The 25,761-nt window shown below is 37.7% G+C and carries 22 protein-coding genes; 11 read left to right on the forward strand and 11 right to left on the reverse strand.

Annotated features, from left to right (window positions below; all coding sequences use genetic code 11):
- Positions 1–43: 43 nt before the first annotated feature.
- From ACGHIN_RS07935 to ACGHIN_RS07955, 5 genes are all read right to left on the reverse strand, one after another.
- Positions 44–595: a DNA-3-methyladenine glycosylase I gene (locus ACGHIN_RS07935; protein WP_390452367.1), complete on the reverse strand. Its 552-nt coding sequence runs from the start codon at positions 593–595 to the stop codon at positions 44–46.
- A gap of 132 nt (positions 596–727) precedes the next feature.
- Positions 728–2,305, reverse strand: coding sequence for a DHA2 family efflux MFS transporter permease subunit (locus ACGHIN_RS07940; protein ID WP_390452368.1), 1,578 nt, complete (start codon positions 2,303–2,305; stop codon positions 728–730).
- A 128-nt stretch (positions 2,306–2,433) separates the two neighbouring features.
- Positions 2,434–3,537, reverse strand: coding sequence for an HlyD family secretion protein (locus ACGHIN_RS07945; RefSeq protein ID WP_390452370.1), 1,104 nt, complete (start codon positions 3,535–3,537; stop codon positions 2,434–2,436).
- Between the two features lie 14 nt (positions 3,538–3,551).
- The gene (locus ACGHIN_RS07950; RefSeq protein ID WP_390452372.1) at positions 3,552–4,871 is read right to left on the reverse strand and encodes a TolC family protein; all 1,320 of its coding nucleotides are present in this window, start codon (positions 4,869–4,871) and stop codon (positions 3,552–3,554) included.
- Positions 4,855–5,481, reverse strand: a complete 627-nt coding sequence (locus ACGHIN_RS07955; RefSeq protein ID WP_390452373.1) for a TetR/AcrR family transcriptional regulator — start codon at positions 5,479–5,481, stop codon at positions 4,855–4,857. The genes ACGHIN_RS07950 and ACGHIN_RS07955 overlap by 17 nt, the downstream gene beginning before the upstream one ends.
- Before the next feature lie 120 nt (positions 5,482–5,601).
- Here ACGHIN_RS07955 and ACGHIN_RS07960 point away from each other — a divergent pair, with 120 nt between their 5' ends.
- Positions 5,602–6,582, forward strand: a complete 981-nt coding sequence (locus tag ACGHIN_RS07960) for a hypothetical protein (protein WP_390452375.1) — start codon at positions 5,602–5,604, stop codon at positions 6,580–6,582.
- Between the two features lie 43 nt (positions 6,583–6,625).
- Positions 6,626–6,853 (forward strand): hypothetical protein, encoded by a 228-nt coding sequence (locus ACGHIN_RS07965; RefSeq protein WP_390452377.1) that lies wholly within the window; start codon positions 6,626–6,628, stop codon positions 6,851–6,853.
- Positions 6,854–6,889: 36 nt separating this feature from the next.
- Here ACGHIN_RS07965 and ACGHIN_RS07970 read toward each other — a convergent pair whose 3' ends face one another.
- Complete coding sequence (locus ACGHIN_RS07970) at positions 6,890–8,008, reverse strand: DNA polymerase III subunit (RefSeq protein ID WP_390452379.1); 1,119 nt, start codon at positions 8,006–8,008, stop codon at positions 6,890–6,892.
- Positions 8,009–8,253: 245 nt separating this feature from the next.
- On the opposite strand from ACGHIN_RS07970, the gene ACGHIN_RS07975 reads away from it, so the two are divergent.
- The 3 genes from ACGHIN_RS07975 to ACGHIN_RS07985 are packed head-to-tail and all read left to right on the forward strand — an operon-like array spanning position 8,254 to position 11,189.
- On the forward strand, positions 8,254–9,543 hold the full coding sequence (locus ACGHIN_RS07975) for a hypothetical protein (protein ID WP_390452380.1): 1,290 nt from the start codon (positions 8,254–8,256) through the stop codon (positions 9,541–9,543).
- Between the two features lies 1 nt (position 9,544).
- Positions 9,545–10,135, forward strand: a complete 591-nt coding sequence (gene lptC, locus ACGHIN_RS07980) for an LPS export ABC transporter periplasmic protein LptC (protein WP_390452382.1) — start codon at positions 9,545–9,547, stop codon at positions 10,133–10,135.
- Positions 10,136–10,142: 7 nt separating this feature from the next.
- Positions 10,143–11,189, forward strand: coding sequence for an anhydro-N-acetylmuramic acid kinase (locus tag ACGHIN_RS07985; RefSeq protein ID WP_390452383.1), 1,047 nt, complete (start codon positions 10,143–10,145; stop codon positions 11,187–11,189).
- A 31-nt stretch (positions 11,190–11,220) separates the two neighbouring features.
- Here the strand turns inward: ACGHIN_RS07985 and ACGHIN_RS07990 are convergent, their stop codons facing one another.
- Positions 11,221–11,610, reverse strand: a complete 390-nt coding sequence (locus tag ACGHIN_RS07990) for an SRPBCC family protein (protein ID WP_123262011.1) — start codon at positions 11,608–11,610, stop codon at positions 11,221–11,223.
- A gap of 39 nt (positions 11,611–11,649) precedes the next feature.
- Between ACGHIN_RS07990 and ACGHIN_RS07995 the strand changes: the two genes are divergently transcribed.
- Complete coding sequence (locus ACGHIN_RS07995; RefSeq protein ID WP_390452385.1) at positions 11,650–12,261, forward strand: NUDIX hydrolase; 612 nt, start codon at positions 11,650–11,652, stop codon at positions 12,259–12,261.
- Here the strand turns inward: ACGHIN_RS07995 and ACGHIN_RS08000 are convergent.
- Together ACGHIN_RS08000 and gldJ are read right to left on the reverse strand one after the other, a co-directional pair.
- Positions 12,254–13,525 (reverse strand): UDP-N-acetylmuramoyl-tripeptide--D-alanyl-D-alanine ligase, encoded by a 1,272-nt coding sequence (locus ACGHIN_RS08000; protein ID WP_390452387.1) that lies wholly within the window; start codon positions 13,523–13,525, stop codon positions 12,254–12,256. The genes ACGHIN_RS07995 and ACGHIN_RS08000 overlap by 8 nt on opposite strands.
- A gap of 63 nt (positions 13,526–13,588) precedes the next feature.
- Entirely contained in the window at positions 13,589–15,190 is a 1,602-nt protein-coding gene (gldJ, locus tag ACGHIN_RS08005; protein ID WP_390452389.1) for a gliding motility lipoprotein GldJ, read from the reverse strand.
- Positions 15,191–15,354: 164 nt separating this feature from the next.
- Here gldJ and porU point away from each other — a divergent pair, with 164 nt between their 5' ends.
- The 3 genes from porU to ACGHIN_RS08020 all read left to right on the forward strand — a co-directional run bounded on the left by porU (position 15,355) and on the right by ACGHIN_RS08020 (position 22,822).
- A complete protein-coding gene (porU, locus tag ACGHIN_RS08010; RefSeq protein WP_390452391.1) occupies positions 15,355–19,257 on the forward strand; it encodes a type IX secretion system sortase PorU in 3,903 nt (1,300 codons plus the stop codon).
- Positions 19,258–19,317: 60 nt separating this feature from the next.
- Complete coding sequence (porV, locus tag ACGHIN_RS08015; protein WP_390452393.1) at positions 19,318–20,481, forward strand: type IX secretion system outer membrane channel protein PorV; 1,164 nt, start codon at positions 19,318–19,320, stop codon at positions 20,479–20,481.
- Positions 20,482–20,557: 76 nt separating this feature from the next.
- Positions 20,558–22,822 carry an FUSC family protein gene (locus ACGHIN_RS08020; protein WP_390452394.1) on the forward strand — a complete coding sequence of 755 codons (2,265 nt, stop codon included), beginning with the start codon at positions 20,558–20,560 and terminating at the stop codon, positions 22,820–22,822.
- Here the strand turns inward: ACGHIN_RS08020 and ACGHIN_RS08025 are convergent.
- Positions 22,803–23,417, reverse strand: coding sequence for a 4'-phosphopantetheinyl transferase superfamily protein (locus tag ACGHIN_RS08025; RefSeq protein WP_390452396.1), 615 nt, complete (start codon positions 23,415–23,417; stop codon positions 22,803–22,805). The genes ACGHIN_RS08020 and ACGHIN_RS08025 overlap by 20 nt on opposite strands.
- A 54-nt stretch (positions 23,418–23,471) precedes the next feature.
- Between ACGHIN_RS08025 and ahcY the strand changes: the two genes are divergently transcribed.
- Positions 23,472–24,785, forward strand: a complete 1,314-nt coding sequence (ahcY, locus tag ACGHIN_RS08030; protein WP_390452398.1) for an adenosylhomocysteinase — start codon at positions 23,472–23,474, stop codon at positions 24,783–24,785.
- Positions 24,786–24,843: 58 nt separating this feature from the next.
- On the opposite strand, the gene purE is transcribed toward ahcY, so the two are convergent.
- Entirely contained in the window at positions 24,844–25,347 is a 504-nt protein-coding gene (gene purE / locus ACGHIN_RS08035) for a 5-(carboxyamino)imidazole ribonucleotide mutase (protein WP_390452400.1), read from the reverse strand.
- Between the two features lie 172 nt (positions 25,348–25,519).
- Between purE and ACGHIN_RS08040 the strand changes: the two genes are divergently transcribed.
- On the forward strand, positions 25,520–25,660 hold the full coding sequence (locus ACGHIN_RS08040) for a bacteriocin-like protein (RefSeq protein ID WP_390452401.1): 141 nt from the start codon (positions 25,520–25,522) through the stop codon (positions 25,658–25,660).
- Positions 25,661–25,761: the final 101 nt, after the last annotated feature.

Below are 25,761 nucleotides of genomic sequence, written 5' to 3' on the forward strand. Positions count from 1 at the left end.
TAGTTACCTAAAAAACCTCCGAAAAATCCGGAGGTTTTTTGTATTAACTATTTTTCCACATCGGGTTGTATTGCAAAATTTTGCTGTGTACCGGACAATTTTCATTATGAGCTCCCTGTAAATACCCAATACTCATCAGAAATTCATTCACAATTTCACCACCCGTAAATTTAAAGGTTTTCTTAAAGAGTTTCATCCACTCCTGCAAGGTTTTGGGATGATGATGTTCCAGCCATTTCTCAAAAGAACCGAACTCATTCTGTAGTTCAATCACTGTTTTGGCATTTTCTATAGCTGCGTTTATTTTAAGCTTATTTCTGATGATCTCAGGATCATTCATAAGCCTTTCTCTGTCTTTATCTGTATAGGCGGCAATTTTCTGTATATCAAAATTACCATACGCTTTTCTAAAGCCGGCCTCTTTCTTTAATATGGTTTCCCAGCTTAAGCCGGCCTGATTAATTTCCATAATCAGTCTTCCGAATAGCTCATTGTCGTCATGAATAGGGAACCCGTAATGATTATCGTGATAATTTTTATGCAGTTCTTTTCTGCTTTCAGGCTGCATCCTGTCTATCGCTAAACAATAACTCATTGCAATATACTTTCTGTTATATTAAATTCTGCATAAAGATAAGGCTGTTTACTGACAACAGTTTGTCAGCAGATCAACAATTTTCGCCTGAAATTTCTACAAAAAACCTCCGGAAGTCCGGAGGTTTATAATTTAGTGCATCGCTTCACTTAAATCTAATTTTTCTTTGCTTTTCCGTTCTTTGATGAACAGGATAAATGGAATACAAACCAGGAATATGACTCCCAGGTAAAGAAATACATCCATATAAGAAAGTACCGTTGCCTGCTTAGTGACGGATAGATCCAGAATTTTATAGGCCGCGTTCATTGCTGCATCCGGTGTCATTCCTTTTGCTATAAAGCTTGCTTTCAAGCCATTCAATCTTTGCTGTACGTCAAAACTGTTGCCATCCAGATGGGAAAGTAAGTTTACCCGGTGTTTTTGGCTTTCATTAGCAATAAATGTGGTAATTGCCGCAATCCCGAAAGAACCCCCAAGCTGTCTCATCATTCCGGTAAAGGCAGCACCTTGTCCGATTTCCTGTCCTTTCAGTGTACTTAGAGATAAGGAAGTAATCGGAATAAAAAGAAGTCCCAATCCGGCCCCTCTTACAATCAGCATCCAGAAAAAAGCATCTTTTCCGGTATCGGGGGTCAGAATTTTATATCCCCAGAAACTATAAATAAAGAAAATGAACAGGCCTAAGGCAACCAAAATTTGTTGTTTGGCTCCTTTTGTAAGCAGTCTTCCGATAATAGGCATCATGAAAGCGGTTGTTAATGCCGCAGGAATCATCAATGCTCCCGACTGAAGTGCCGTCCATCCTAAAATACTTTGGGTATACAAAGGAACGATAAAGGTTGAGCCATATAATCCGAATCCTAAGACGAATGACATTACCGTTCCGATCCGCAAATTTCCGTTTTTCAATACCCGGAGTTCCACAATAGGATATTTGAAGGTAAGTTCCCGCCAAAGGAATAATATGAACCCGACAACTGCTGTCGTGGTGAATGTAACGATCATTCCGCTTTCAAACCAGTCTTCTTCATGTCCTCTTTCCAGGATAAACTGCAATGAACCGACAGTAAGTGCCAGTAAAGCAATTCCTAACCAGTCAACATCCGAAACTTTACGCTTTTCCGCATATTTAGGGCTTCTTACAAACTGAAGTGTCATTAACGTTGCCGCAATTCCGATTGGGATATTAATATAGAAAATATAGGGCCAGCTGTAGTTATCTACAATATAACCTCCTAATGGCGGACCTAAAGTAGGCCCGATAATTACTCCCAGACCATAAATGGCCTGAGCCATACTTCTTTTTTCTACCGGATAGGATTCGGTGATGATGGTTTGTGAGGTCACCAGCAAAGCTCCCCCACCGATTCCCTGCATCAGTCTGAAAAATACCAGTTCCCATATATTCGTGGCATTTCCGCACAGGAATGAAAATACGGTGAATATGATAATGGAAGCCGCAAAATAGTTTCTGCGACCAAATTGCTGGGAAAGCCAGCTCGTCATAGGAACAATAATCACGTTACCGATCGCATAGGCGGTAATTACCCAACCTACTTCAGAAAGGGTAGCTCCCAAATTCCCCTTCATTTCGTTCAGAGCAACGTTTACAATGGTGGAGTCTACAATTTCAAGCAGAGCACAAAGAATCGCCGTAATGGTAATAATGACTCTTCGGGCTCCGTATTCTACTAATGAATCTTGCATAATATTATGTAGGATTGTAATATGTACGAGTGTAAAATGTATTCATGTATTAATGATCTTGATTTGCTTAAGTTCACTTCCATTGATCATCCATCATGAATACACTATACGCTAATACATGATACCTTTTAGTTTAAAATAACCTCAGCTTTCACGTTCATTCCCGTTCTCAGCTTTTGGGCAATACTTTTATCCAGGTTGACAAAATCAATTTTCACCGGAAGTCTTTGTACTACTTTTACGAAGTTTCCACTTGCGTTATCCGGAGGAAGAATTGAAAATGTAGCACCTGTTGCAGGAGAGAAAGATGCCACTACTCCATCAAACATTTTGTCCGGAAAAGCATCGATTTCTATTTTTACTTTTTGTCCCTCAATCATTTTATCTACCTGAGTCTCCTTAAAGTTGGCGACTATCCATTTCTGATCATTTTTCACTAAGCTGAACAATTGAGCTCCTGCCTGCAGGTATTGCCCGGTCTGAATCGGAACTTTTCCTACGAATCCGTCTTCGGGAGCAACAATTACGGTATAAGAAAGGTTAAGCTTTGCGTTTTCCACATCCACTTCTCTTTGTTTAGCTACAGAATTCGCTACGGTGATTTGTTGAGAACTTGCCGCTGTCTGTGATGAAGCTACGCTTGTCTGTTGTGCGATCTGGTTTCTTTGATCCACCAGAACCTGTAGTTGTTTATCCGCAGATTGTTTGGCGGCTAACGCCTGTTCGTACTGCTGTTCTGTAATGGAATGGTCTTTTACAAGATTGGCATATCTTTTCAGATCCTGAGAGGTCTTCCATACATTCACCTTGGCTGCTTCAATCTGCGCATTCGCGGTAGCTACAGCCGCTTGTGAAGTATTGATATTTTTGGACGTTGCCGTAGTCGTAGCCTGAGCTGTAGAAATATTGCTTTTGGCTGTTGCTAAAGCAGCCTCGGCCTGTTGCAGTGCCATTTTCTGGTCTCTGTTATCCAAGACAATCAGAGTATCTCCTTTTTTCACAAACTGGTTGTCTTTTACTTTTACTTCTGCTACATAGCCGGAAATTTTAGAAATTACCGGTGCCATATTAGAAGCGATCTGTGCATCATCGGTTTCTTCATGAGTCTGTCCGTAAGAATAAGCTCTATATCCGTAAATTCCGCCACCGATAACTACAGCTGCTAAAATAATCGGGAAGACTAGACTTTTTTTCTTTTTAGGTTCGGTTACTTGTGTATTATTATTTTCCATCTTGGGTATCGTTCTTATTTAATTGTTAAAGTTCCTGTTGTTTGTAATAGTTTTCTGTATGCTAACGCTGCATCTGCTTTAGCATTGATCACTCCTACATTGGCTGAAATCTGTGCGGCATCTGCATCTAAAAGCTCCGTCATGGTAGCCAGACCATTATCAAATTTATTTTTGGTTATTCTGTAATTTTCATTAGCCTGTACCGCTGATTTTTCGAAAACGGTAATTCTCTGTTTGGAGTAATCGGCGTTCTGATATTCTTTGTTCACTTCAAGCTTGATATTATCATTCAATAATTCATTAGTAGCTTCCAGCTGCATTTCTCTGGCACGGGATTGCTTTAAAGCTGAATTTTGCTTCCAAAGATTAGCCAGGTTGTAAGAAATGCCTACGCCTACATTTACGGCATTATAAATAGTGATAAATTTCGGAGCGTCTGCCGCAACATATCCTCCTGTAAGGGCCACTGTGGGGTAATTTTCCGCTTGGGCCGCTTTGGATCCTAATGCCGCTGCTTTTCTCTGCTGATCTAACGAAAGCAGGTCTTTCCTGTTTTGCTGAGCCTCATTCAGATAGTAGCTTACGGGTTTAGTATCCTGGAATTCATCAATATAATTGGGGTCTACTTCCAGCTCGGTCGTTTCAGGAAGGCCTAACAATAAATCCATATTGATATTGGCAATATTGTAATTGTTTTTAGCTTCCAAAAGTTGAAGTTCAATGTTTGAAGTCTGAAGATTGGCCTTTAAACGGTCATTTCTTGCAATAACGCCGTTGTTTTCCAGCTTAAGAAAAGTTTCATCTCTTTTGGCAGAAGCCGTAAGGTTTTCTTCGAGCACTTTGATCGACTGGCTGGCCTTAAATAAATTATTATAAGCTTGCGCGACATTATAGGCAATGGCAACTTTGTCATTCTCAGTACTTAGCTTTGCCGCTTCTACCAGATATTTTGCAGATTCAATTCCGTATTTTATTCTCCCTCCTGCATACAAAGGCATAGATAAGCTTGCCTGACCCAGAAATACAGATTTCGGAGCTGTCATCTCACCATTTCCCGCCCCTGATTCTCCCAGAAATTTTAAATCAACTTTTGCATTGGTAAGCCGCATATAGCTTCCTGATAATTTAAGATCCGGAAGCTGTCTATTTTTTGCTTCCAGAAGATCCGCAGTCGCTTCTTCTATTTTGGCAGCATCAATCTTTAGATTTTTACTGTTCTGTATTCCCATTTGCACGGCTTCATCCAATGTAAGCTGTTTTTTCTCCTGGGCATTGGCATAGGCAATCCCAATAAAAAGGGATAATGCAATAACTGAGTTATTTATTCTCTTCATAACCTAAAAGGTCTTTTAGTAAGTATATTATATGGTTTTTAAGTTCCGTGTAGTATTTTTCGTCAAAGATTTCATCTTCTTCTGTATTGTGGAGAAACTCTTTATACATTTCTTTAGCATTGGAAGCATAAAACAAAGTTCCGCTCACTGTGGCATGCAGGAGATAAATGGGTGGGTTTTTGGTGAATATTCCCTTTTCCAATCCACTTTCCAGTATTTTAGAATACATGGAAATGAAACCCATTTTGGTTTGTTTCAGAAATTCTACGATCTGAGGATTTTCTGTATGCAGCTGCTCTCTTTGCATGATTCTGTAAAAACATTTATGGTTTCTTACTCTTCCTGCAAACTGTTCCACAACTTTTTCTATTTTTTCCCATTCGTTGATATCGGTTCTTTCCAGAATATCTTTTGAAAAAAATTGTCCTTCATTCATCCTGTATTCCACCAGCTTTTCATATAATTTTTCTTTTGAACCGAAATAATAGGAAATCATAGAGATATTCACTTGGGCTGCTTTGGCGATCTCCCGCGTGGAAGTTCCTTCAAAGCCCTTTTCTGCAAAGAGCTTTTCTGCAGCAAATAATATATTCTCTTCTTTTGAAATCATTTCATTTCTATTTTTCCGGTGCAAATTTACACAATGTTTTAAATAAATCAAACGATTGATTGATTTTTAATTTATTTTTAATATTAATATTATATTTGCATAAAACAAACTATGGGAATAATGGACTTTTTCAGAGGTAAAAAGAAGAATCAATCTGACAATAAAAACCTCTCTAATTTACCTCCAGATGAACTTCTGGCTATTATGGAAGCAGGAAAAAACTTTGACGGCGAAATTGTAGAGGCCTTTGCAAGATATTATTCAGACCCTGCTCTATCAATCAATATTGAGATTAAGGATGATCAAGGCCATAATTATCCGCCTCACATGGCATACGGAGAATTATTCGGCAAATGGCTGGGTATTCAATCTAAATGGGACAGAATGTCCCTGCTGTATAGATTTTGGGATGACTCACAGGTAAAAAAGCTGGAAGACTGGCAAATTATAGAGCGGTTTGTGAAAGACAGATATCCGCTTCGGGCTTTGGAAATTTTCAAAGAAAAATTATTGCAGAAAGAACACTTAAATGCAAAAGAACTGGTATCCATATCAAAGATGCACAGAGCACTTTTGGAAAATGAAAAAGCAAGAAAATACATGGAGGCGGCTTATGAGAATTTTCCTGATGACGATGCCGTAAAGGTAGAATATGCTTCCGTGCTCCATTTATCAGAGGATCATTCAGAAAAAGAAAGATCACATCAAATTCTGAATGACGTTTTAGACAAAAAAATAAAAAGGGAAGATACGGAAAGCGTTTTCGAATGTTTTCTGTTTTCTGAGGATTACCTGGATTCCTCTGTTTTTGCAATGGCATTTCTTGTTACATCAGAGGCAGACCTCAATCAATGGGATACAATATCAGAAGAATATTACTATTGTCCCCTTTTCAGGTATGAGCATGCCATAAAGCTTGCCAACAGCAATGAAAGTATGAGAGCAATGGCAAAACTCACTTCTCTGAGCCAGGAATTTCCGTGGTTCAGAACAGCATTGGAAACAACAGTCAAAAATATAGAATCCTTGAGAGTCCAGCTTAACAGGCCTGATTTCATGGAAAAGGAAATGCAGGAATTCCAACATCATCTCAATACGTAAATAATCAAAAAAATGATTATATTTATCAAAAATTAAAAGAATTATGAAAAAATTTATTTCAGTTTTGGCAGTGGCCGGATTGTTCACTTTCAGCTTTGCACAGGAAACTCCTAAAGCCGGGTGCTGTGCAGGAAAGGACAAAAAAGAATGTTCCGTAAAAGATAAAAAGGCATGTGGCGATCATCACAAATCTTGTGATATTAAAGCTAAAACTGCCGAAAACAGTCAGCCGAAAACAAAAACAGCTGCAAAAGTGAAAAAAGCAGCTTAACCGTAAAATTAAAGTCCTGAAATTGTCAGGACTTTTTTATACATTTTTATGAATATATCTTGAAAGTTTTATTCCTAAATCCGTCCAGATGATCTTAGGGTTTCCGTTTCTTGTCAAATGAAGATCAGCAGTATTAATCTCTTCCAATATACTTTCAATATTGGCTCCGCTTATAAACTTTGAAAAGCTCATCCAATTAAAGCCGTTCGCATCAATTTTCTTGTATACCAAACTTTCGGACTGATAATTCTGAAGTAAGGCCAGCCTGAAGATTTCTGAACAATAGTTAAGAAAGTTCTTTTGTTTCTCTCTGTTCCATCCGGATATCTCTCTGGCCCAGAAAATGATATTCTTAAGAAATTCAGGTCTCTTTTTTACCTGAAATGCATCCCGGACCCATTGAATGAATAACTTTTCAAATTCTTCATTCTTATTTCCGGAATTGAGAAGCTTCACAGCCTCATTCAAATCTCCCTGAGCTTCATGAATAATTTCTTTTACTTTTTCGTCTGAAACGGAAAAATTCTTCCTGATATATTGTTCCACATCTTCATCATTGATCCTGTGAACTTCCACAATCTGGGTTCTGGAAAGAATAGTGGGAAGTATATCATTGGTATTTTCAGCAGTCAGAAGAATAAGGGTTTTCGCAGGGGGTTCTTCCAGGAATTTAAGGAATTTATTGGAAGCGGAAATATTCATCTTATCGGCTCTCCAGACAATCAGGATTTTGGTTCCCCCTTCAAAACTTTTAAGTGAAAACTTTTGGTTCTGATCATCTACCTCATCCGCAGAAATAAAAAGCTGCTTATTCTCCGAATCCAGAAATGCCGTCCAGTCATCGTAGCTTGCATAAGGCGAAGCCAGGATCATTTCTCTGAATTCATCGAATTTATTTTTGCTTAGTGAATTTTTGTTATCCGTATATACTGGGAAACTGAAATGCAGGTCCAAATGGTTCAAATGCTCAACTTTGGAAGCCGCATGTTCATTTTCTCCCTTTAAAATTTCTTTGGCGTAGGCTAAAGCCAAAGGCAATGTTCCGTACCCTTCCTTTCCTACAAAAAGCTGGGCATGGCTTACTCTGTTTTCTGCAATACTATCTTTTAGAAGTTTTTTCAGGTTTTCCTGTCCGGCAATATTCTCCCAATTCATGCCTCAAAGATAAAGAATTTTGTGAAAGGGATAATTTATTAACCTTGAATATTAATATATTAATCTTGAATTATTATACAAATTAATGATTCTCATTTTACAATTGGTGATGTACTCTATTCCCTATTTATACTTGACTGTTGACCATTAACAATTCACTTTTTCCCCTTAACAAACTTTAACCTCAGGAAATTTTTACAATTCATTAATATTTAAGATATTTGCGCATTGTTTAAAAATATAGAATGAAAAAAATCTTTGTACTATCATTCATATCAGTCGGGTACTTCCTAAATGCACAGAGTTTGAGTAACTCTCCTTATGCAACTTACGGAATTGGAGATGTAAAATATGATAATACGATTGAAACTACCTCCATGGGTGGTATATCCACAGCTTTTATAAGTGATTTCACCAGTAGTTTTAACTTTGCCAATCCGGCCAATAATGCCAATTTTGAACTTACGAGCATCAAACTGGAAGCAACCAACGAAAACAATTATTTTAAAACCGATTATAATAATACGAAGTCTACCAAACATTCTACGTATTTATCCAATATCTCATTAGCCTTTCCTTTATCGCCAAAGGTAAAAATGGGACTTTCTTATCAGCCGTACAGTTCAAAAAGCTATGACATCCTCCATTCTGAAATTATAAAGAATGAAGATGGTACGGAGACGGAAGTAAGAAATCGTTTTAGAGGAACTGGTACATTGAACACAGCTCAGGCTGCAGTTTCATATAAGATCAACCAGGAATTCGCAGTGGGAGTGAGGGCTAACCTATATTTCGGAAACCTATCTGATATCAATGAGCTTGCGTCTTCCAATGCAGAGTTAATCAATGGCTATGAAACCAAGAACAGAATTAAAAACTTCAACTTCACTCTTGGGGCAAGTTACCAGCATTTAAATACGAGTACAGACCGTAAGCTGACCATTGGTGCTACGACCACTTTTGGAAATTCGAGTAATATGACAACTGATTATACAAACAGTACCTATTACTATACTACGGGAGAGGTAAAAGCCGGTGAAACCATCATTGAGCAGAAAAGCACTAAATCTAAAAACCTTTTACCATTACAGGCTTCCTTGGGTATCGGGTACGGTAGCGAAAACCAATGGTTTGTATCCCTACAGGGAGATTATAAAAAAGGTGAAACGGTTTCATACTTCGGAAGCACTTTTGATTTCGAAGATTCTTACAGGATTTCCGCCGGGGGATGGTATCTTCCCAACTATAATAACTTCAGAAGCTATTTCTCAAGGGTGGTATACCGATACGGAGCTTTCTATGAAAAAGGAAACTTAAAGCTTGCAGGTCACAACATTAATAAATTTGGAGTTTCCGCAGGGGTTCTTCTTCCTTTCAAAAACAGCAGCATCACAAGGATGAGCGGACTTGAGCTTGGGTTAGAAGTTGGAAAACGAGGTACTTTGAAAGATAATTTGATCAATCAGAATTTCATTAATTTCAGAATTGGCTTTAACTTTGCTGACAGATGGTTCAGAAAAACCCTGTATAACTAGAATGAAGTTCAGAAAAAACATATCATATAAAAATATAGCATACCTTTTTAGTTGTGCTATATTTTTTATATTGACTTCTTGTGAAGAAGATCTTACCAAAGCAAGTGCCAATCAGAATAAGAATTTTCCTTCACAGATCATCAACAATGCCAAAATCATCCAGCGTGATTCCGGCTTTGTAACACTAAGAGCAACGGCTCCGATTATTGAAAAGTACGAATTGATAGACAGCCCTTATGTGGTTGCTAAAAAAGGAATCAACATTCAGTTTTTTGATAAGAAAAAACCTAAAGTTCCCGGAAAGATCACAGCTAAATATGCCCGGATTTTTGAGTATAAAAAGTTTTATGAAGCTAAAGGTGATGTACGAATCACTACCAATGAAGGCCAGCGATTTGCCATGCAGAGTATTTACTGGGATCAGAAAAAGAACCGTATTTATACCAAAGACACGGTATATGTAACTATGGAAGACGGTTCCACCCTGGTCGGAGCTAACGGAATGACGGCAAAAGATGACTTTTCCGAATATACCTTCTTCAATAATTCCGGTGATTTCAGTACCAAACAACTCTCCGAAAAACAAAAATAACCCTTATATGATTTCACAGGCTATCGGTTTAATGTCCGGAACAAGCTTGGACGGATTGGATATCTGTTTGGCCAGGTTTGAGAAAAAGGATCATCTCTGGAGTTTTGAAATCCTAAAAGCAGAAACCGTTCCCTACCCCATTTTCTGGGAGAAAAAGCTCGGAAATGCCATTCATCTGAATACAGAAGATTTATTGGAATTACATTCCGAATATGGCTTTTATTTGGGGCAACAGGTTCAAGGCTTTATTCAAAGAAATGATCTGAAGAATATTGATTTAATCTCATCTCACGGTCATACCGTTTTCCATCAGCCGCAAAAGAAATTTACCTTACAGATTGGAGATGGAAGAGCCATTAAATTAGAAACCGGAATTTCTGTAGTGTACGATTTCAGGTCACAAGATGTCTTGATGGGCGGAAACGGAGCTCCTCTGGTTCCGATTGGAGATGAATTTCTTTTTCCCGAATACGATGCATGTCTGAATTTGGGCGGATTTTCCAATATTTCGTTAAAAGTCAATGGTAAAAGGATCGCTTTTGATATTGCTCCTGTGAATATTGTTTTAAATAAACTTGCCCAACAATTCAACAAAAATTTTGATGAGAATGGAGAATTAGCAAGATCCGGAAAAGTCAGCCGCCAGCTGCTGGATAAACTTAATTCTTTGGAATTTTATCAACAATCTCACCCTAAATCATTAGGTATTGAATGGTGTAATGAGTTTGTTTTTCCTTTATTGCATGGTCTTGAAGGTGCAGATCTTCTGGCCACTTTTACGGAGCACATCAGCCATCAGATTTCAATAGTGATCAATGAAAACAACCTTAAAAGCATTCTGTTTACCGGAGGCGGAACATACAATTCTTTTTTAATTGAAAAGATAAAGCAGAAAACTCAGACTGAAATCATCATTCCAGAAAAAGAAATCATAGATTATAAAGAGGCTTTGATTTTTGGCTTTATGGGGGTTTTAAGACAAAATAATAATATCAATGTTCTTTCTTCTGCAACGGGAAGTTCCGGCGATCATTGTTCGGGAATTATGATATAAAAAAAACCTTCAATAAATGAAGGTTTTTTGTTTATTTATAAGCTTCGATCTTATCCGTTAACGTATTGATGAAGTTCTGCAGAGGTTTTTCAACCATCATTTTGATGAAAGGATTGAATTTTCCTTCAAAAAGCATCTGAACTTCCGTCTGGTTTTCATTCACAGGATTTAAGGTGGCAGTCAATGAAAAGTCTAAACTTGAACTTGCAGATTTCAAAACCGCTTTCTGATCATTTACTTCGTCTATTTTCAATGCGATTTCCGGCATTCCCTGTAATCCGAATTTAAAACCGTCTTCTCTTGTTTCAAATTTCTGTAGCCCATCTGGCATAAAATCTTTATAATTTTCCGGAGACTTCAATATTTCTGTAAGCTCTTTAGATGATTTATTGACAATAATCTTTCGTCCTTCTAAATTCATTTTTTATTTTTGTATTTAAATTCTAATTCTTACAAATATATGTATAAAGTTTTTGTGAACGAAAAAAAATTATTGCTGTCTAAGCAATCTGAAAACTTAGAAAAAACGCTTAGATACGAAAACGTCACAAGCTTAGAGATCGCACTCGATCTTCTTGAAAATACATCTGTAAAGGAATTGAATGTATTTGGTGAACATCTTGATGAAATCTGGTCAGATTTTCAAAAATTATTCAGAATAATTGAAGCTGCGGGAGGTATTGTAAGCAATCCTGATCAGGAAATTCTTTTTATCAGAAGACTTGGCAAATGGGATCTTCCCAAAGGGAAAATGGAGAAAGGTGAATCCAGGGAAGAATCTGCCGTAAGGGAAATCGAAGAGGAAACGGGATTAAAAAATGTGGAACTCAAACGGTTTATCAATACCACTTATCATATCTATGTGGAAAGAAACGGCGAAAAAATTCTGAAATGCACGCATTGGTTCGACATGAATTTCAACGGTGAAGATACCTCAAAACCTCAAATCGAAGAAGGAATTACAGAAGTAGCATGGAAGAACGTCTCTCAGATAGAAAACGAAGTCTTTTCCAATACTTTCAAAAATATAGAATTGATCATTAAAGAATTCTGGAACAGCAGAACTAAATAAACTCTGCCGCCTTTTCCAGTGAAATCCCTCTTGATGCTTTCAGCAAAACATTTTCAGACTGAATTTTGTTAAGTTTCAAATAGTCTATTAATTCTGATGTATTTTCAAAAGAGGCTGCTGAGGAATTAACGTTTTTAAAGTTTCTCCCTACGGTTATAATTTCATCAAAACCCAGATCATGGGCTAACTGGAGAATGCTTTGATGTTCTTTTGCACTCTCTTCTCCCAGCTCCAGCATATCTCCAATGATGATGGTTTTGCTTCCTTCGAACGTAATAAAATTATTCAATGAAGCGGTCATGGAACTCGGGTTAGCATTATAGGTATCCAAAACCAGTGTTTTGTTATCTTTTTTCACGATTTGAGAACGCATATTGGTGGGTGTATACTTTTCAACAGCATCCTTTATCTTTCCCGTTTCCACTCCAAAATGAAGGCCTAAGCTTACCGCTGCACAAAGATTCGTAAAGTTATATTCTCCTGTAAGCCTGGACAGCATTTTTGTTTCGTGGTAAACCAGCCCTACACAATGTTCTTCTGAAAAAGATTCAAAATAGTAGTCCGAACTATCTTTACCGAAAGTGATTGTATGTTTATAATCCTGCGTTTTTTCCATTTGGATCTTATCATTCTCATTGACGATAATAGTTCGATGATGACCTTTCAGGAAATCATAAAGCTCAGATTTCCCTTTGACCACGCCTTCAAATCCTCCAAAACCTTCTAAATGTGCCTTTCCGAAATTCGTGATATAGCCATAATCAGGTTGGGAAATCCTGCATAAAAGCTCTATTTCCTTTTGATGGTTGGCTCCCATCTCTATAACTGCCATTTCATGCCCCGATTTAATGGAAAGAATGGTGAGTGGGACGCCGATATGATTATTTAAGTTACCTATGGTATACTGAACATTATATTTTTCCGACAGAACAGCGTGAATAAGCTCTTTGGTTGTCGTCTTACCATTGCTTCCCGTAAGCCCGATAACCGGAATCTGCAGCATGTTTCTATGGTAAACGGCCAAATCCTGAAGAAAGTGTAAAGTAGAAGGACCATAGAAAATATTCTTATCCCTATTCTCAAAGTCCTGCTGCTCCACAATCACTGCTAAAGCTCCATCTTCCACGGCTTTGTCAGCTAATGTTGCCGCATTGAAATTTTCTCCCGAAAAAGCAAAGAAAATATCATCTTTTTCTATTTTCCTGCTGTCTATGGTCACTTTATTAGACTTTAAAAATAAAGGATAAAACTGTTCTGTATTCATGGCTCAAAAATAAAAAAACCTTCCGGAAATCCGGAAGGTTTTTTATAAGTATTTTTGATAATATTATCTTCTTGTTCTACCTTTATCGCTTACTCTGGCATCCTGAGCTACACGGAATCCAATCCATCCATATGCTCTGTTCTGGTCTTTATATCTTCTTTGACCCGGATCTAACCAATATGCTGTATCCTGCCAAGAACCTCCTTTTACCACTCTGATGTCATTCGTCATGGCAGATGTTCTTTCTTTAGTATCTTTCTGCATTACTACTTTACCGTTTCCATCTACAATAAATGTCTGTCTAGGAGCATTGTACATATTGAAAGATGAAGTAGAATCTCCGGCTCTGTAATATTCAAGAGAAGATTGTCTGTCCCCGTCTCTGTAGTTTCTGTAGTCAGCAATAGTTTCTCTTTCGTATTGGCCAGGCAAGTTTCTGTAAACCAATCTTCCATCCGCCAAAGTATCATATTTAATGCTGCTTTCATCCACCATTTTGTAAGTTCCGTCTCCGTTTCTTACAATAGCCTGAGGCATATTTCCTCTATAGTAGTTGAAATCACTCATATCATCATCAATGATTGGTCTGTATACGTCAGCAGTCCATTCAGAAACGTTTCCGTACATACCATAGATTCCAAGATCGTTGGAAGGATATTGTCTAACGTCAGAAGTTCTTGCAGATCCGTCATTTTTCCATCCTGCGATACCAGAATAGTCACCTCTTCCCATTTTGAAATTTTCAAGGTACATTCCTTTATCTCTTCCCTTAGACCCTCTTAATCTTTCGATTTCAGGCTTCTTACCCATATATTGGTTGTACTCTCTGTTTTTGGCCATTCCAAGGGCTGCATATTCCCATTCTACTTCAGTAGGAAGTCTGAATTTCTGAACCATAGCTGCACTTGGAGCTCTGTTAGCCGCAAGAAGTCTTTGGTTTGTAGTTTTTAAACCTGTTCTTTGCTGCAATCTCTGCTCATTGATATATCCTTGCATTTCAGGATCATTCGATTTGAATTTATCCATATTGAATGCAGTTCCTCCCTGGTTATTAGATTCATTGATATATAAATCTTTAGCAATGATACCGGCCTGCATTAGAGCTTTTTCGTTGGCTCTGTCTGTAAGCCATTCGCAATATCTGTTTGCCTGAGTCCAAGAAACCCCTACTACAGGATAATAATCGAATTCAGGAGAACGGAAATACGTTTCATTGTAATCATTTCTGGATAATTTGTTATCCCACAATAAGGTATCCGGTAATGCCCCGTTATAAATTTCCTTAAAGCTAGGATCACTTGGTGGGAATACGTACTTCAACCATGTAAGGTATTCGCGGTATTCATAGTTAGTAATTTCTGTTTCCCCGATGAAGAAAGAACTTACCTGCATTCTGCGAGGAGAGTTATTCCAATCGTGCATAACATCATCTTTCACTAATCCCATTGTAAAAGTTCCACCTTCTACATATACCATTCCCGGCCAACCTTTCTGCTTTTGTTGCTTTCCTGCAAAAAACCAACCTTGTTTTTCGTTTGGTTTCCAACCCGTTTTGCTGACAAATTTTTTAGTACCACCACCTTTGCTAGTACCTGATCCACCACAACTGGTTAATGCAAGTGTAGAACTTAATGCTATTAATGAAAACAACTTTAGTTTTTTCATAGTCGATATAAATATTTTCAAAGTACAAAGAAAAAATAAATTATTCAATAAATCAAGTAAAGATTTGATTTTTTTGAAAAACGATAACAAATTAATTTTATTGTATTATAATTTAATTATAAAATTTTCATTTATTTTGTAATTCAGAAATTTCAAAAACGAATATGAAACTAAAAATTACGATTTTATTTCTAATCTCTTTTGTCTCAGCAATTTACGCTCAAAGAACAACCATTGAATGGGGCGGTTCCAAAATACTGGACTTTGGTGATACAAAATTAAATCTTCCGAATTTCAAAAATGAAGGTTTTTCTTTCAGCCAAAATAACATTTTTATACAAACAAAACAAAAAATAGGAGAAAAGCAGTTAAAAGTTTCAAATCCTGTGTGGGAAACAGTTTCCGCCAGGGATCTTTATGATATGAACAAAGACCTGCTTCCTGATTACGATGTGGCAGATATCACTTATTACTATCTGGAAGGAGAAAGATATGCGGGCATCAATGTTTCCCTGTTTAAGAATGTAAAAGGAAGAATTCAGCGGTTAACATCATTCGAAGTTTCTGAAACTTCAGCTCCCGCCAGTTTTGGGAGTACCTATAAAGTGGGAACTACCAACAATCCTCTATCCAGCGGAAATTTCTATAAAATAAAAGTTGACAAATCCGGTATTTTTAAAATTACCACTCAGTTTTTAAAGGATCTTGGAATCAATCCATCGACGGTAAACCCTAAAAATTTCAGAATTTATGGAAATGGGGGCATTATGCTTCCGGAGCACAACCAGAATGTGAAATACAGCGCACTGCAGGAAAATGCCATCCAGGTAATCGGTGAAACTGACGGGGTATGGAATGACGGGGATTATGCCCTTTTTTATGCTCAGGGACCAAACGGCTACAATCTTTACGACACCACAAACGGAAACGGCTTTAAAAGAAACGATACCCGAAGTGACAGAAGCAATAACGTTAAAAATATTTATGAAGATTTTTCCTATTACTATATTAACGTAGATAAAGGACCGGGAAAAAGGGTACAGGATGTGGATGCTAATCTTCCCGCTACTTTAATTACAAGATATGACAATTACCAGTTCATCAATAACGACCAGAAAAACCTGCTGAAAGTAGGAAGGATCTGGGTAGAGGATGCTCCTATTATTTCGGATAAAACGGTGACATTCACTACCGCCTCACCTGTTCAGGCAGGAGATGAAATAAGATACAGGGCACAGGTAATAGCATACAAATCTCAGCAAAATGCCATCGGATTTGATATTAATAACCAAAATCCTCTTACTATCTCCGTTCCTGCCAATAGCCCGGGCTATTCTTTTGATTATTATCAGGCAAGATACACGGGAAGTCTTACGAATTTATCCGGAACACAAATTTCATTTAACCTTAAACCGAATATTGCCACCAACCCGAATGGAAGTTTTTATTTAGATTACATTGAAGTACAGTACAAGGACAATCTAGCCTTCAATGGTTCCCAGATGAGTTTCAGGGATTTTTCTCTTGTAAGCGGAAGCAATACCAATTATGGATTTAGTGTAGCCAATGCCTCGGGAGTAGAACAAATATGGGATGTTACCGACATTACCAATGCCAACAGAAGGGTTAATAAAGCTGCCGGAAATACAATTTTCAATTTCGGATATACCACGTCAGATCCTAATTTCAACAATGAGTTTGTGGCATTCAGGGCCGATGCAGCCTTCACTCCTCAAATTGTAGGAAAAATAGCGAATCAGGATCTTTCATCATTGCAAAATGTGGATTATCTGATCATTACGGTTCCTGAAATGCTGGGGCAGGCACAAAGGTTGGCGAATTATCATCAGACCAAAAACAATTATAACGTACAGGTTGTAGATGTTAATAAGATATATGAAGAATTTGGCAGCGGAAGCAAAGACCTTACCGCAATAAGAGATTTTGTCACCAAGCTAAACACTCCTCTGGGAGCATTAAAGTATGTATTCATCTTGGGAGACACCTCTTACGATTATAAAAACAGGATTTCTAATAACTCCAATGTCGTTTCAAGTTATCAGAGTGAAGAATCAAATGATTTTGTCAGCTCTTTTGTTACAGATGATTATATTGTAATGACAAAACCCCAGACGACATCATTCATTACCAATAACCTTCCGGACCTGCCTGTGGGAAGAATTCCTGCAGCCAATGTTACGGAAGCTACCAATATGATGGACAAAACGCTGGCTTACTACAATTCCTTATCCGGCCAGTCAACACCATTTGGGGAATGGCGTATGAAACTGGATTTCGTGGTGGACGACGATCATAATGAAGATCCTGCGAATCCTATTCCTTTCCATACTACCATGAACAATTCTTTGGTAAGCGTTTTTGAACAACCTGGGAATACTATGAAGGAATATAATGTAAGGAAACTTTACCTGGATGCTTTCCAAGCTCAGAGTACAGCCGGAGGGCAAAGATATCCGCAGGTCAACCAGGCAATCTCCAATGATATAGGAAACAGCTTATATCTTTTCTATTTCGGACATGGAGGGATCAACGGATGGTCACAGGAAAGGGTTTTAACATCAGATGAGATTCAGAATGCCAATAATTTCTCGAATGTGTACAGCAGATTCCCTTTTGTTTCAACAATTACCTGCGAATTTACCCTTTGGGATGAACCTGGAACGTTTTCAGCAGGCGAACAGTTTATTAAACTAAAACAAGGAGGGGTTTCTACGATGATTACTTCAAGCCGTGCCGTAGGAATTGGTTATGGTATAGATTTCACAGCTCTTTATACCAGAGAAATCTTTAGATTGGTGAACGATGATTTTGTAAGTTTAGGAGATGCTCACCTTAATGCTAAAAAAATCAGAGGAAGTGATTCTAATCACTTAAAGGTAAACTTCCTTGGTGATCCGGCGATGAAACTTAGCAGACCACAAAGATTATTAGTAATCGATAATATTGAAACTCCGGTACCAGGGCTTATTAGAGGACTGGATTTCGTAAAGGTAAAAGGACACATCAATAATCCTAACGGAACGGTTAATACAAGCTTCAACGGAAGAGTTGTCATCAACATTTTTGATAAGAGACTGAATAAAAAGACCCTGAACAATGATGGCGGTTTACCTGTTTTAAACTATACTGAAGAAGGAAGTGCTATTGTAAAAGCTTCGGGAACAGCTGTAAATGGTGTATTTACTGTAGAGTTTTATGTCCCTAAAGATATCAATTACGCAGTAGGTGAAGGAAGAATTTTAGGTTATGCCGATAATAAAGCGACCGACGTGTTCAATAACCAGCCTGTGCAGGTAGGAGACATTAACCCTAATGGAATTAATGACAATGAACCTCCTAAAGTAAAATTATATATGAACAACACCAATTTTGCCGACGGTGGAATCACAGACCAGAATCCGATGCTTCTTGCCTGCGTAACCGATGATACGGGAATTAATTCCACGGGATCCGGAATTGGGCACGACATTACGGTATACCTTGACGGGCAGATTATCAACACCATTGTTCTGAATGATTTCTTTGCTTCAGGAGAAGGAAACGGATGTTTGAACCCAAGTCTGGCAGATTATCAGAAAGGGAATGTAACCTACCCTTTCAGAAATTTGGCAATCGGGCAACATCAATTAACATTTAAAGTTTGGGATATAAACAATAATTCTACGACTGCTACGTTAAATTTTGAAGTTAAGGATGAGTCCGACCAGCATCTGATCATCAACAGACCATTGAACTGGCCGAACCCTTTTACAAACAAAACTTACATTCAATTTGAGCATAATTGTGATGACATTCTGGATGTAAATGTGCAGATTTATACAATAACAGGAAAATTGGTAAGAACTTTATCGCAGGCTGTGGTGGCAGAACCCTTCCTACAGGGCTTTAGAACGCCTCGTCAGGCAATAGAATGGGACGGAAAAGACGATTTTGGTGATACAGTTGCAAAAGGTACGTATATTTTTAAGATATTTGCAAAAAGTCAAAATCAAGAAAAATGCAAAGGAAGTGCTACAGCTGTAGAAAAAATGGTACTTTTGAAATAATTTTAAAATAACATAGACAATAATATTAACAAAAAACTGATAATATATAAAAAACAACATATGAATTTAACTACTAAACTGTTATTAGGAATTGGTTTAAGTGCTGGTTTTTTAGGCTATTCGCAAGATTTAAGTAAAGTAAATCCAGTATTAACCGGAGCTCCGTTCCTAAGAATCGCACCGGATGCAAGATCGGGAGGTATGGGAGATCAAGGTGTAGTTACATCGCCGGATGCATTTTCTCAATTCTGGAACGCAGCGAAATATCCTTTTAGCAGAACAAGTTCTTCCGTAGGGGTCAACTATACTCCTTACATGGGAAAACTTACCAATGATGTATTTTTACTATATGGTGCATTCCATAAATTTTTAGGCCAGGAAGAAAGATCTACGATCTCTGCAAGTATTTATTATTTCAACATGGGGGAAGTAGACTTAACTCAGTTGGTGGGTAATGAAGTAGCTCCTATGGGTACATCAAAACCAAATGAATTCTCGATTGACGTTGCTTACGGGTTAAAACTTTCTGATTCTTACTCTATGGCCGTAACCGGTAGATTCATCCGTTCAGACTTAGGAGGAAGCTTCAACACAGACAACACCATCAAACCGGCCAATACATTTGCAGTAGATGTTTCAGGATATTATACCTCTCCTAGATTTTCAAGTTTCGGAGGATATGACGGAAAGCTGAACGCTGGTTTTGCTATTCAGAACTTAGGTCCTAAATTAGATTATACAGGAAATGAAGAATCAAGATCTTATCTTCCTACGATGGCCAGATTAGGGGTTGGTTACGATATGTACCTGGATGATGTAAACAAAATCGGATTAAGCGTTGAAGGTTCTAAAATCTTAGTTCCGGGATCTGAATTTGTAGGAATGGATCCGAATACAAGACAGCCTATCTATGAAATTCCTAACGTAGGGGTAATGGAAGGTATCGGAAAATCTTTCAAAAATAAGAACAGCATCATGTACAGTGCAGGTCTTGAATATTCTTATGACAATGCATTCGCCGTAAGAGGTGGTTACTTCCATGAAAGTGAAGAGCAGGGAGCAAGACAATTCGCTACTGCAGGTATCGGATTAAAATACCGTTCTTTCGGACTTGATGTCTCTTACCTAATTAATATGTCTAAAATTAATACTGCTTTGGATAACACTCTTCGTTTCGGATTAACATGGAACATCGGAGATGAAACTTCTAACGTAGATTATTAAAAAAACATAATATAAAAGTTCAGAAAAGTCTCATTTTTATGAGGCTTTTTTTATTTTCAATAAGTATTTTTGTAGTATGAACTATTCAGCAGAACTTAAAAAATTTGTCACCAGCCAATATGTATATTCTGCCATCAGGATTACATTAGCTACTGTTCTGCCCTGCTTAGTTCTTGCCCATTTTGGGATTTTAAAAGATTATTTCCTTTTTCCTCTCGGAACCAGCTTTGTGGCTTTAACGGATCAGCCGGGCCCTTTCATCCGGAGAAGAAATGCATTAGCGTTCGCTATTTTCTGTTTTGTGATCGTCGCACTGATCGCAAGTCTGGTCATGAATTTTAAACTTCTTGTCCTTCTCGAAATCATTGTTTTTGGAATGTTCTTCTCCCTGATAGGAGTTTACGGACAACGGTTAGCCGCTGTAGGATCTTTATCCTTAGTTGTACTGGCAATCTTTATTGACGGACATCTTACAGGAAGTAACATTCTAAAAAGTCTCTTGATCTTTGCTTCGGGCTGCATCTGGTTTTTATTGATCTTCCTTATTGTAACCACTATTCAGCCTTATAAACTGGCAAGTCAGATGATTGGAGAGAACTATCTTCAATTAGCTGAATTTTTAAAAATCAAAGCCAATTATTATCAAAAGCATCCGGATTTTGATAAGCTTACCTCACAGGTGATCGCCAAACAGATTGAAATTAAAAATCTTCAGGAAGAAACCCGCGAAACCGTTTTCAAAACAAGAACCATTGTTAATGAGTCAACTACAACCAGCCGCTTACTGATGCTGATGTTTCTTAACTCCATGGATCTTCATGAAAAATTAATGACTTCCGAAAGTGATTACCAGAAACTTCAGCAAAGCTTTGAGGACAGTATGATCCTGGTGAATATTCATGATTACCTTAATCTGCTTTCAGAAGAAATCACCAATATCGGGATTGCTCTTCAAAGTGGAACCCGGGCGAAACCGATGTTTAACCTGGAACTTGAACTTAAAAATCTTAATTACAATTATTTCGAACTTAGAAATAAACAGCTTTCTCCGGACAATCTGGAAAATTTCATGATCCTGCGCCAGATCTTAATGCGCATCAATGAAATTACTAAGGAAATCAATGAGATCTATAAGGTCTTTTCTCAAAATGTAAAGCTGGCTAAAAGTCTTTCTACAGGATTAGACCTGAAGAAATTCATGCCTAATGAAGAGAAACTTAATTTTAAAGTACTACGAAATAATATTTCTTTTTCATCTTCTCATTTCAGGCATGCGATAAGAATTACAACTGCCCTATTTATCGGATATCTGTTTTCTCTGTTTCAGTTTTTGGGAATAGGCCATACGTATTGGATTTTGATTACCATTACCGCTATTTTAAAGCCGGCCTACTCTATTACCAAACAAAGGAATCTGCTCCGTTTATATGGCACTATTGTCGGCGCTTTGATAGCCTATGGAATTTTACATTTCATCCATATCAACGGGATTTTATTTACGATTTTATTGTTGAGCATGATCTTATGTTTCAGCCTATTGAAAGGAAAATATTTCTGGGCTGTTTTATTCATGACCATTTACGTTTTCCTGAGCTTTAATTTTCTGAGCCCCGGAAACGTGAACATCATTTTCAGAGACAGGATTGTGGATACCATGATCGCAGGAATTATTGCATTTCTTGTTTCTTACATAGTCTTACCGGTATGGGAACACACCCAGAATCTGGATCTGATGAAAAAATCTGCGAAGTGCAATCTCATTTATTTCCAGAGTGTAATTTCTAAGTTTATGCAGGATGATGTGGATATTGAAGATTACAAAGTAAAACGTAAAAATGCAATCATTGCTTTAGCCAATCTTTCGGATAATTTCCAAAGGATGATTTCTGAGCCTAAAAACCAGCAGAAAAAACTGGAAGTGGTTCATCAGTTTGTAGCCACTTCACATCTTATTACAGCTTATACCGCTTCTTTCTCACAATATGCACAGGACAACAAAAAGTTCCCTGAGATCGACTTTGAAGGCTGGGACAGAAAAATTGAAGCCGAAATGATGCAGATCTCCAACTTATTACAGGGAGAAAAGATCAATGAAACCTTAAAAATGGAAAGCCGTCTGGAACCGGAAGATTCTTCTCTTGAAGACCTTCTTTTAAAAAGAAAAACGGAAATCGAAGAAAATGATATTGTTGACAGAAGAGATCCTGATAAGATTTCCCGTTTAACGGAACTTAAAAATATTCATGATATTCTGGAACTTATCTATGACGTAGCCAAAGAGCAAAGAAAGGTTATTGAAAAATACAGAAACGAATCGGAGCCTATTCCTCCACAATCGTAAAGCAGTACTCATCAAAAAACTCTACCCTCGCCCTGAATTCATCTGAAAACTGATCATCGTATACTCTGCACTGGATATGATGAAGATGCTTCAGCTCAAATGGCCGTACTTCATAATTCTTTTTCAGAGACCAGTATTTGGAATGGTGGATCTTGTACATGCTTTCCTTTACGCTCCAAATAATGGTATAAAATGTATCTTCTTTATCCTTAGGAATAAATCCTCTTTCATTCTCATAGGTGAACTTATCGATCACCCGTAGTATTTTTGGATTGAACTTTTCAATATCAATTCCTATTTTATTGTTGGAAATCGCTATAGCAGCAAAGGGAAAAGAATGGGTAATGGATATTTCCGCATCTTTAGGAGAAAGGAAAGGTTCTCTTTCTCTATAAAGGATTTTAGAATCCGGCTTCAGCCCTTTCAAAAGTTTCCGGACCATTAAAACCTCCAAAAGCTTTTTAGGATGATAATCTTTCACTTTTTCAGCATTTTCAGGCTCTAAAAGCTCATTGATATTCAATTCTTCATTCTCATCATACTTCCATACAAGAATGGTGGCGTTGTCATCCGAAAAATCTCGATAAAGGGGCATATTTTTGGTCAGCAGGATTTTAGTTTGTAAATTTGCGAAAAATTTTTCAGATAGATGGAAACAACAACCCAATACGTTCCTTATAAAGTAAAGGATATTTCCCTGGCAGAATGGGGAAGAAAAGAAATCACTCTTGCTGAAGCTGAAATGCCAGGTTTAATGGCAATCCGTGAAGAATACGGAGCTGAGCAACCTCTTAAAGGAGCAAGAATCGCTGGATGTCTTCACATGACGATCCAAACGGCTGTACTTATCGAGACACTGGTAGCTTTAGGGGCTGAAGTTACCTGGTCTTCTTGTAATATTTTCTCTACTCAAGATCACGCCGCTGCTGCCATTGCTGCTGCGGGAATCCCGGTTTATGCATGGAAAGGTATGAACGCTGAGGAATTCGACTGGTGTATTGAGCAGACTTTATTCTTTGGTGAAGACAGAAAACCATTGAATATGATCCTTGATGACGGTGGTGATTTAACGAATATGGTTTTCGATAAATACCCGGAATTAACCAAAGAGATCAAAGGTCTTTCTGAAGAAACGACTACAGGAGTACACAGATTATACGAAAGAATGCAGAACGGTACTTTAGTAATGCCTGCCATCAACGTAAACGACTCTGTAACGAAATCTAAATTCGACAACAAATACGGATGTAGAGAGTCTGCGGTAGATGCGATCAGAAGAGCTACAGACGTTATGTTGGCTGGTAAGAGAGTGGTTGTTTGCGGATTCGGAGATGTAGGTAAAGGTACTGCGGCTTCATTCAGAGGAGCTGGTTCTATTGTTACCGTTACGGAAATCGACCCGATTTGTGCGTTACAGGCTGCAATGGAAGGATATGAAGTTAAAAAACTGGATACTGTAATTGAAAATGCAGATATCATCATTACTACAACCGGTAACTTCAACATTGTACAAGGTTCTCACTTCAAAAAAATGAAGGACAAAACGATCGTTTGTAACATTGGACACTTCGATAACGAAATCGATATGGCTTGGTTAAACGAAAATTATGGTTCTACAAAATACGAAGTTAAACCTCAGGTTGATGTTTACAACGTTGATGGCAATGAGATCATTATTCTTGCTGAAGGTAGATTGGTAAACTTAGGATGTGCAACAGGGCACCCAAGTTTCGTAATGTCTAACTCTTTCTCTAACCAGACATTAGCTCAAATCGAACTTTGGAAGCATTCAGACAAATACGAAAACAAAGTGTATACTTTACCTAAGCATTTGGATGAAAAAGTGGCAGCTCTTCACCTTAAGAAATTAGGTGTTGAACTTGAAACACTGACCGAAGAACAAGCTAAATATATTGGGGTAACAGTAGACGGACCATTCAAGCCTGAATATTACAGATACTAATATTCAGTCTTATAAATAAAAAAAAACGCTCCTAATTTGGGAGCGTTTTCTTTATTTTCTACTTATCATATTGATTAGGATGCTGTGCTTTAATATCATCCACCGTTCCCAATACTTTATCTTTCAAAGAGTCCTGATATTTTTGAAGCTGCGCCGCGACCTGAGAATCACCGCTTCCTAAAATTTTTGCAGCCAAAATACCCGCATTCAAAGCTCCGTTCAAAGCAACAGTAGCCACCGGGATTCCACCCGGCATCTGAAGAATGGAGAGTACGGAATCCCAACCGTCAATAGAATTACTCGACAGGATCGGAACACCAATTACGGGCAAAGTGGTACAGCTGGCTACCATTCCCGGAAGATGCGCAGCTCCTCCTGCTCCGGCAATAATTACTTTTAGTCCTCTTTCCTGGGCTGTTTTTGCATAATCAAACATTCTTTCCGGTGTTCTGTGTGCGGAAACTACTGTAAGCTCATACGGAATGTTTAAGCTTTTCAAAAATCCGGCTGCCAGTTCCATAATTGGTAAGTCGCTCTGACTTCCCATAATAATTCCTACCATCTTTACAATTTATTAGAAGTTCAAAGATAAAAAATTAAAGTCTTCTGAAGCAGCATTTTGAGGCAGATTACCAAAATAATTTTGTCCGGCCTCTGAGTTAAACTGTGTTAAATTTATTGATTCTTTCCATTTTTTTTACAACATTTGTTCTACAAACATCAAATTCTAAACAATGAAAAATCTGAAAAAACTTCAAAAGGACGAATTGAAGAAAATCGTAGGCGGTATCAATTGTACAGGAGGCCAGCTTTGTTACAGAAACGGCAAATGGGTCTGTGTAGCGTATGACACCTGTGGTGGATTTGAGCCTTAACAATGCAAAGAGTACAAACTGTACTCTTTTTTTATGCCTTAACATTATAATTTGAACTATAGTTTTTATAAATAGGACTTCCACAACCTTTTCGATAAAGA

The sequence above is a fragment of the Chryseobacterium barbadense genome, assembly GCF_042849955.1.
Classification (GTDB): Bacteria; Bacteroidota; Bacteroidia; order Flavobacteriales; family Weeksellaceae; genus Chryseobacterium.

Excerpts from the sequence above, each read along its gene's own strand:
- ACGHIN_RS08020 (WP_390452394.1), top strand. The coding sequence starts at position 20,558 with ATGAACTATTCAGCAGAACTTAAAAAATTTGTCACCAGCCAATATGTA.
- gldJ (WP_390452389.1), bottom strand. The coding sequence starts at position 15,190 with ATGAAAAAACTAAAGTTGTTTTCATTAATAGCATTAAGTTCTACACTT.
- ACGHIN_RS08040 (WP_390452401.1), top strand. The coding sequence starts at position 25,520 with ATGAAAAATCTGAAAAAACTTCAAAAGGACGAATTGAAGAAAATCGTA.
- ACGHIN_RS07965 (WP_390452377.1), top strand. The coding sequence starts at position 6,626 with ATGAAAAAATTTATTTCAGTTTTGGCAGTGGCCGGATTGTTCACTTTC.
- ACGHIN_RS07995 (WP_390452385.1), top strand. The coding sequence starts at position 11,650 with ATGTATAAAGTTTTTGTGAACGAAAAAAAATTATTGCTGTCTAAGCAA.
- ACGHIN_RS07950 (WP_390452372.1), bottom strand. The coding sequence starts at position 4,871 with ATGAAGAGAATAAATAACTCAGTTATTGCATTATCCCTTTTTATTGGG.
- ACGHIN_RS07940 (WP_390452368.1), bottom strand. The coding sequence starts at position 2,305 with ATGCAAGATTCATTAGTAGAATACGGAGCCCGAAGAGTCATTATTACC.
- ACGHIN_RS07935 (WP_390452367.1), bottom strand. The coding sequence starts at position 595 with ATGAGTTATTGTTTAGCGATAGACAGGATGCAGCCTGAAAGCAGAAAA.
- ACGHIN_RS07975 (WP_390452380.1), top strand. The coding sequence starts at position 8,254 with ATGAAAAAAATCTTTGTACTATCATTCATATCAGTCGGGTACTTCCTA.
- ACGHIN_RS07970 (WP_390452379.1), bottom strand. The coding sequence starts at position 8,008 with ATGAATTGGGAGAATATTGCCGGACAGGAAAACCTGAAAAAACTTCTA.
- ACGHIN_RS08000 (WP_390452387.1), bottom strand. The coding sequence starts at position 13,525 with ATGAATACAGAACAGTTTTATCCTTTATTTTTAAAGTCTAATAAAGTG.
- purE (WP_390452400.1), bottom strand. The coding sequence starts at position 25,347 with ATGGTAGGAATTATTATGGGAAGTCAGAGCGACTTACCAATTATGGAA.
- ahcY (WP_390452398.1), top strand. The coding sequence starts at position 23,472 with ATGGAAACAACAACCCAATACGTTCCTTATAAAGTAAAGGATATTTCC.
- lptC (WP_390452382.1), top strand. The coding sequence starts at position 9,545 with ATGAAGTTCAGAAAAAACATATCATATAAAAATATAGCATACCTTTTT.
- ACGHIN_RS08025 (WP_390452396.1), bottom strand. The coding sequence starts at position 23,417 with ATGCCCCTTTATCGAGATTTTTCGGATGACAACGCCACCATTCTTGTA.
- ACGHIN_RS07955 (WP_390452373.1), bottom strand. The coding sequence starts at position 5,481 with ATGATTTCAAAAGAAGAGAATATATTATTTGCTGCAGAAAAGCTCTTT.
- ACGHIN_RS07945 (WP_390452370.1), bottom strand. The coding sequence starts at position 3,537 with ATGGAAAATAATAATACACAAGTAACCGAACCTAAAAAGAAAAAAAGT.
- porU (WP_390452391.1), top strand. The coding sequence starts at position 15,355 with ATGAAACTAAAAATTACGATTTTATTTCTAATCTCTTTTGTCTCAGCA.
- ACGHIN_RS07990 (WP_123262011.1), bottom strand. The coding sequence starts at position 11,610 with ATGAATTTAGAAGGACGAAAGATTATTGTCAATAAATCATCTAAAGAG.
- ACGHIN_RS07985 (WP_390452383.1), top strand. The coding sequence starts at position 10,143 with ATGATTTCACAGGCTATCGGTTTAATGTCCGGAACAAGCTTGGACGGA.
- porV (WP_390452393.1), top strand. The coding sequence starts at position 19,318 with ATGAATTTAACTACTAAACTGTTATTAGGAATTGGTTTAAGTGCTGGT.
- ACGHIN_RS07960 (WP_390452375.1), top strand. The coding sequence starts at position 5,602 with ATGGACTTTTTCAGAGGTAAAAAGAAGAATCAATCTGACAATAAAAAC.